This is a genomic window from Streptomyces sp. NPDC059037, from assembly GCF_042740015.1.
In the GTDB taxonomy this organism is placed as follows: Bacteria; Actinomycetota; Actinomycetes; order Streptomycetales; family Streptomycetaceae; genus Streptomyces.
In genome coordinates, this window is sequence record NZ_JBHYIG010000429.1 from 1 (window position 1) to 5,346 (window position 5,346).

A 5,346-nucleotide genomic window follows, 5' to 3' on the forward strand; every position below is an offset into this window, starting at 1 on the left:
CAGCCGACGCGACGAAGGAGCGCCCTTTACACCCGGCCCGGAACCGCCAACCTCGGGACAACCGGGCGGCCCCGGTAAGAACACCACCACCGGCCCACCGAAGCCCGCCCCCCAGCCCCGAGAAACTTTCATTCATCGCCTGCGTAAGGAGCCGTCGTGCCAATGCCAAGGGGACCCTTGTCTGCCGCCGGGAGCGAGTCGTGCGCGTCCCGCACCACCCCACCACCCCTCCTCGACGTAGAGGCCCTCTTCCCCGCCATCGCGCCCCTCCGTCGCGAGGCCGTCCGGCTGCATCCTCGGCGGGGGCGGCCCGGGCCGGGGGACAGTTCCGTGGGTGGGGTGCTGGCGTGGCCGGTGGTCGAGGACTGGCCGCGCTGTGGGGACTCGCATCCGCGGACCCGGTTCGCGCCCGTCGACGATGGTGTCGCGCAGCCCATGGTTCCGGTGCTTCAGCTGTACGCACGTGACGTTCCCGAACTGCCTTTCCCTGAGGGCACCGACGTACTGCAAGTCCTGTGGTGTCCCTTCGATCATGAGGCCGGGTATGTGCCACGGCCTGAGATCTTTTGGCGCGACAGCGTGCGGTGCAAACCGCCGTTCGTCGAGGAGCCGCCTCGGCCCGTCGGTGCCCGTGACGACTATCTGCCGGATCCCTGCGTGCTGCACCCCGAGCGTGTCGTCGAGTATCCGAGCTGGGATCTCGATGACGAGGTCGCCGAGGAGCTGGAGGAGGCGTTCGAGGAGATGGAGGATCGTGCCGAGGAGGACGGGAGTGCCTGCGCCTACTGGTCGCATCTCAGCGTTGCTCCCGGCATCAAAGTCGGTGGCTATCCGAGTTGGACCCAGGATCCTTACTGGCCCGCCTGTCCGGGTGAGTGCGGGCAGCGTATGCGGCATCTCGTGACCATCAAGAGTGCCGAGTTCGACGGGGCCTCATGGCGGCGCTGGGTGCCTGTCGAGGACAGGTCCGGCGCGGGTGGTGACGATGACGGGTGGAGCGTGTTTGCGATTCCTTACGAGGACCGGAACGCCCTGCAGTGCGCTCCCGGCATCATGCTCGGCGACATGGGTGGCATGTATCTCTTCGTCTGCGCGCACGGCTGTCCCGGCATGCCCTTCCGGTACCACTCCGATTGTTCTTGAGGGCGTGAGGGCGTGAGGGCGTGAGGGGATGGGGGCTCTCCCCGCTCTTCCCCGCTCTCCCCCTGCGTCGTCCTCCGCAACACCTCAAGATGAGTCCCTGTAGCGCGTGGCCATCGCCTCCGCGCGGTTGCGCAAGGCGGTGCGCAGCGACTGTGGCGTCAGGGCTTCCGCGTCCGTGCCGAGTTGCCACAGCGCCCACTCGGCGTGACGGGGGTCCTGGAAGGTCACCTCCAGGCGCAGCCAGCCCTCCGCGTCGGGGGCGGGTTCTTCCGCGCGGACTGCCAGGGCCGTGTCCAGCAGCTCCTCGCGTCGTGCCGGGTTCACGCGTACCCGTACGGAGATGTGGTCGCCGTCGGAGAGGAAGCGCGCGGAGCGTTCCTGCCAGATCCGGTCCAGGTCGATCCTGTTCGGTCGCTGTGCCGGTTCGGGGAGTTTCTCGGCTGCCAGCAGCCGCGACAGGCGGTACGTGCGGTCCGCGCCGGATCTCGTGGCCAGCAAGTAGCCCCGGTCTCGTACGGTGACGAGGCCGATCGGGTCCACCGTGCGCCACTGTGGCGCCTGGCCCGTGGCCGCGTAGTGGATGCGCAGCTTGTGGCCGGCGAGTACCGCGCGCCGGACCTCGACCATGGTCGTGGTGTCGGGTGCCTCCTCGGTGGCCTGCCTGCGTGAGAGCAGGTCGGTCTCCGGGTCTACGAGGAACCGCTGGACCGCGTCGCTCGCGGTGGCCCGGTGGCCTTCGGGCAGCGCGTCGACCACCTTCCGCATGGCCGAAGCGAGTGCCGAGCCGAGGCCGAACGTCTGCTCCCCGCGCCCCGATCCGGCGGTCAGCAGGGCCAGGGCCTCGTCGTGATTGAGACCGGTGAGCTCGGTCCGGAAACCGGGCGACAACGCGAAACCGCCGTACCGCCCGCGTTCCGCGTAGACCGGGACGCCGGCCGCGGACAGCGCCTCGATGTCGCGCAGCACCGTGCGGGTGGATACCTCCAGCTCGCGGGCCAGCGTGTCCGCAGTCAGTCGACCGCGCTGGCGCAGGAGTAGCACCAGTGAGACCAAACGGTCGGCGCGCATGCGGGAACTTTAGCGAGATACGTGACCAAGGATGTCGTGATTAGTTGCGAGGCTCGTTGACGCGACAACACGGCGTCGAAGTTTGGCGGTTGTCGAGCCGATCGACGTACGTACGCCTCATGAAGCGACGAAGCGAATGGAGCTGACGTGACAGCTGATGTGACGGTTGAGCGAACTGCGGTCAACCCGGTTACCTGGTCCGCGGAGTTGGGGTTCAACCAGGGTGAAGTCGTCTCCGGGCACACCCGGACCCTGTACGTCTCGGGGCAGACCGCGATGAACCGTGACGGCAAACCCCAGCACGACGGGGACATGGCAGCGCAGTTGGCGCTGAGCATCGACAACCTGGAGGCCGTGCTCGCCGAGGCCGGCATGTCTCTCGCCAACCTCGTCCGGCTCAACGTCTACACGACCGACGTCGAGCTGCTCTTCCCGCACTACGGCATTCTGGCCGGGCGGTTGGGCGCCGCAGGGGTGGCGCCGACCAGCACGATGCTCGGGGTGACCCGGCTTGCGGTCCCCGGCCAGATGGTCGAGCTGGAGGGCACCGCCGTCGCGTGATGCCCCCGGCCCCCGACGACGACTGCGGGGGCCGCCCCGACGACGACTCCGAGGCCGTCCTAGTCGACCCGCTCCTCCCAGTCGATCCGGTGGTCGAACTGCCACGTTCCCCATACCGAACCGGCCCCCACCTTCGTCGCCACCGGCAGCACCGCGTCCCGGAGCGCGCGGGTCAGGGGACCCGCCGGTTTCGGGGACGCCGTGCGGGCCGCGGCCGAGGTGGATGTCGGGGTGGATGTGGCGTGTTTGAGGATGCGGGACACCCGGGGGCGGCGCAGGGACTCGTATGCCCTGAAGGCCTTGGAAGGGGGCAAGTCTCGTAGGCAGCGGGCCAGTTGGACCGCGCTCTCCGATGCGAGGGATGCGCCTTGGCCCGACGTGGGGGGTGTTGCGTGCGCCGCGTCGCCTATCAGGGTCATGCGGCCTCGGCTCCAGGTGCTGAGCGGGGGCATGTTCTCCGCGGGGCCCGCGATGAGCAGGGCGGGGGCCGGGGTGGAGCCGAGGAGTTCCGTTGCCGCCGTGCGGTCGTCCGTGAACGCCTCCGTCAGGCGGTTCAGCCATGCTGCCGGGCCGACGGAGCGCGCCTCCGCCGTTGTCATGGGTTCGCGGTGGGGCAGCGTCGCCGACCACACCGCCGTGCCGTCGTCGAAGATCTGGTACGTCATGTACGCGCGCTTGCCGAGGCATTGGTGCAATACGCCTGCGGTGGAGGGGAGTTCGGTCTCCGTCACCCTCGCCGTGAAGGTAAGTGTCCCGCCGTAGTGGGGAGTTGGGGCCGAGGGGTCGATCAGGGGGCGGACCGTCGAGCGGAGGCCGTCCGCGCCGATCAGGATGTCCGCCCTCGCCAGCGAGCCGTCCGCGAAGCGGGCGGTGACGCCCGTGCCGGTGTCCGTCGCGTCCAGCAGGCGCTTGCCCCGGTGGATGGGGATGTCGCGGCGTGCCGCCTCCTCGTCGATCGCCTCGTGGAGGTCCGTGCGCCAGACGAAGCGGGTGGGCGGGAGGCCGGGGGGCGGGGTCAGGCCGGCGAGGTGCCTACCTGTCCAGCTGCGCAAGGACGTTGACGTCACCGGGGTGCCGATCTCGCTCACCACGTCCGCCGCGTCGATCGCGGACAGAGCCTGCTGGCCGTTGGGTGCGATCGTCATGCCGGGGCTCGGGCCCACGCGCTTCGTGGAGTCGTACGCCTCGTACACCGTTGCCTCGATGCCCGCCTTGTGCAGCGCCATCGCCGCTACCGGGCCTGCGATGCCGCCCCCGATGACCAGGGCGGTACGGGCGCGGGTGGGGGTACGCGCGGTCATTTCTGCTATCGGTCCCTCGTCGGGTGCGGTGTACCACCAAACCTATGCGGGACGGGGCCCCTCGCCGCAAGGCCTTCCAGGCGGCGCGTTAGCCTCGGCCGCAGACGTATTGAGGACGTATCGGCCGGAAGCAACGGACAACGGAAGCGAGTCAGGCATGGCGAAGGTACCGGCGGCAGCAGTGGCCGCCACGGGGCTTGTCGGAGGGTTCGCCGTCGCCAGGTGGACCAAGAAGCGGCCGCTCGGTGGCGTGGTGCTCGCCGCCGCGGGCGCCGTCGCCGCGAAGGAGTGGCAGGCCAAGGCGGGCGGCAGGACCGCCGCCGCGCTCAGCACCGCGTACGTCGCCGCCTTCGCGGGGTCGCATCCGCTGGCCAAGAAGGTCGGGGCGTGGCCCGCGGTCTTCGGGGTCGCCGGGGGCGTGGGGCTTGCCAGTTGGGCGCTTGTGGACCGGCGGGGCTGAACTGGGCTGGGGCGGCGGCGGGTTCAGGCCTCGCCGCCGCCCCTGAGCGGGCAGCTCACACCTCGCCGCCCCCGAGCAAGCAGCTCACACCTCGCCGCCCCCCCCCAGCGGACAGCTCAGCCCTCGCTGTCCCTGAACAACCGTGCGAAGCCCGCCACCGCCAAGACCCCCGCCCCCATCACCAGCGTGAAGAACGCCCACGCCACCGGCCACACCGCCGCGTCCGGCTCCGGGTGGCTGTCGAAGGACACGTACATCAAGGTCGCCGGCGGTCCCGCCACCAGGAGCAGCGCCAGGACGAGGCGGTCCCGGAAGCCGAAGTAGGCCGCGAGGGCCAGCATCGACACCGCCAGGAAGATCACTCCCGGCGCCGACACCGGTGACGTCTCGTTGATCGCGCCCGGCGTCTCGGGGCGATTGCGCAGGTCCCAGGGCAGGCAGACGAGGTACGCCGCGGCCGCCAGCGCCGCCCCCGCGGCGCGGGTCGCCCAGCGCTCCAGCAGAGGGCGCTTCGGCAGCTGGCTCAGCAGGTTCAGCCGGCTCAACCAGCTCATCCGGCTCAGCAGGTTCGCCGCACCGTGCGGTATCGCGCTCATCGCGCTCATGTGCATCGACTTTGCCGTCATGCGTACGAGGCTGCCGGGCGGGGCGGCGGGGCGGACAGAGTACGCGTACTCAGATCGACGGCGGGGCTGACGGCGCCCCCCCCCCCCCCCCCCCACCCCCCCCCCCCGCCCCCGAAAGTCACGAGGTTCCCCGCCCGCGACACCACGACCCCCCCCTCGGAGAGCTGGCTCCTCGAGGGCCCCGGGG

Annotated in this window: 6 protein-coding genes; 3 read left to right on the forward strand and 3 right to left on the reverse strand. The window is 70.6% G+C overall.

Annotated features, from left to right (window positions below; translation table 11 throughout):
• The first annotated feature begins 162 nt into the window (after positions 1-162).
• The gene (locus tag ACFWY6_RS43845) at positions 163-1,143 is read left to right on the forward strand and encodes a DUF1963 domain-containing protein (protein ID WP_384703050.1); all 981 of its coding nucleotides are present in this window, start codon (positions 163-165) and stop codon (positions 1,141-1,143) included.
• A gap of 84 nt (positions 1,144-1,227) precedes the next feature.
• On the opposite strand, the gene ACFWY6_RS43850 is transcribed toward ACFWY6_RS43845, so the two are convergent.
• Positions 1,228-2,211 (reverse strand): helix-turn-helix transcriptional regulator, encoded by a 984-nt coding sequence (locus tag ACFWY6_RS43850; protein ID WP_384703053.1) that lies wholly within the window; start codon positions 2,209-2,211, stop codon positions 1,228-1,230.
• 159 nt (positions 2,212-2,370) lie between these two features.
• Between ACFWY6_RS43850 and ACFWY6_RS43855 the strand changes: the two genes are divergently transcribed.
• On the forward strand, positions 2,371-2,772 hold the full coding sequence (locus tag ACFWY6_RS43855) for a RidA family protein (protein ID WP_384703062.1): 402 nt from the start codon (positions 2,371-2,373) through the stop codon (positions 2,770-2,772).
• A 59-nt stretch (positions 2,773-2,831) separates the two neighbouring features.
• On the opposite strand, the gene ACFWY6_RS43860 is transcribed toward ACFWY6_RS43855, so the two are convergent.
• A complete protein-coding gene (locus ACFWY6_RS43860) occupies positions 2,832-4,073 on the reverse strand; it encodes an FAD-dependent oxidoreductase (protein ID WP_384703056.1) in 1,242 nt (413 codons plus the stop codon).
• Positions 4,074-4,230: 157 nt separating this feature from the next.
• Here ACFWY6_RS43860 and ACFWY6_RS43865 point away from each other — a divergent pair, with 157 nt between their 5' ends.
• Complete coding sequence (locus ACFWY6_RS43865; RefSeq protein ID WP_266866565.1) at positions 4,231-4,533, forward strand: hypothetical protein; 303 nt, start codon at positions 4,231-4,233, stop codon at positions 4,531-4,533.
• Between the two features lie 116 nt (positions 4,534-4,649).
• Here ACFWY6_RS43865 and ACFWY6_RS43870 read toward each other — a convergent pair whose 3' ends face one another.
• Entirely contained in the window at positions 4,650-5,159 is a 510-nt protein-coding gene (locus ACFWY6_RS43870; protein ID WP_384703059.1) for a hypothetical protein, read from the reverse strand.
• Positions 5,160-5,346: the final 187 nt, after the last annotated feature.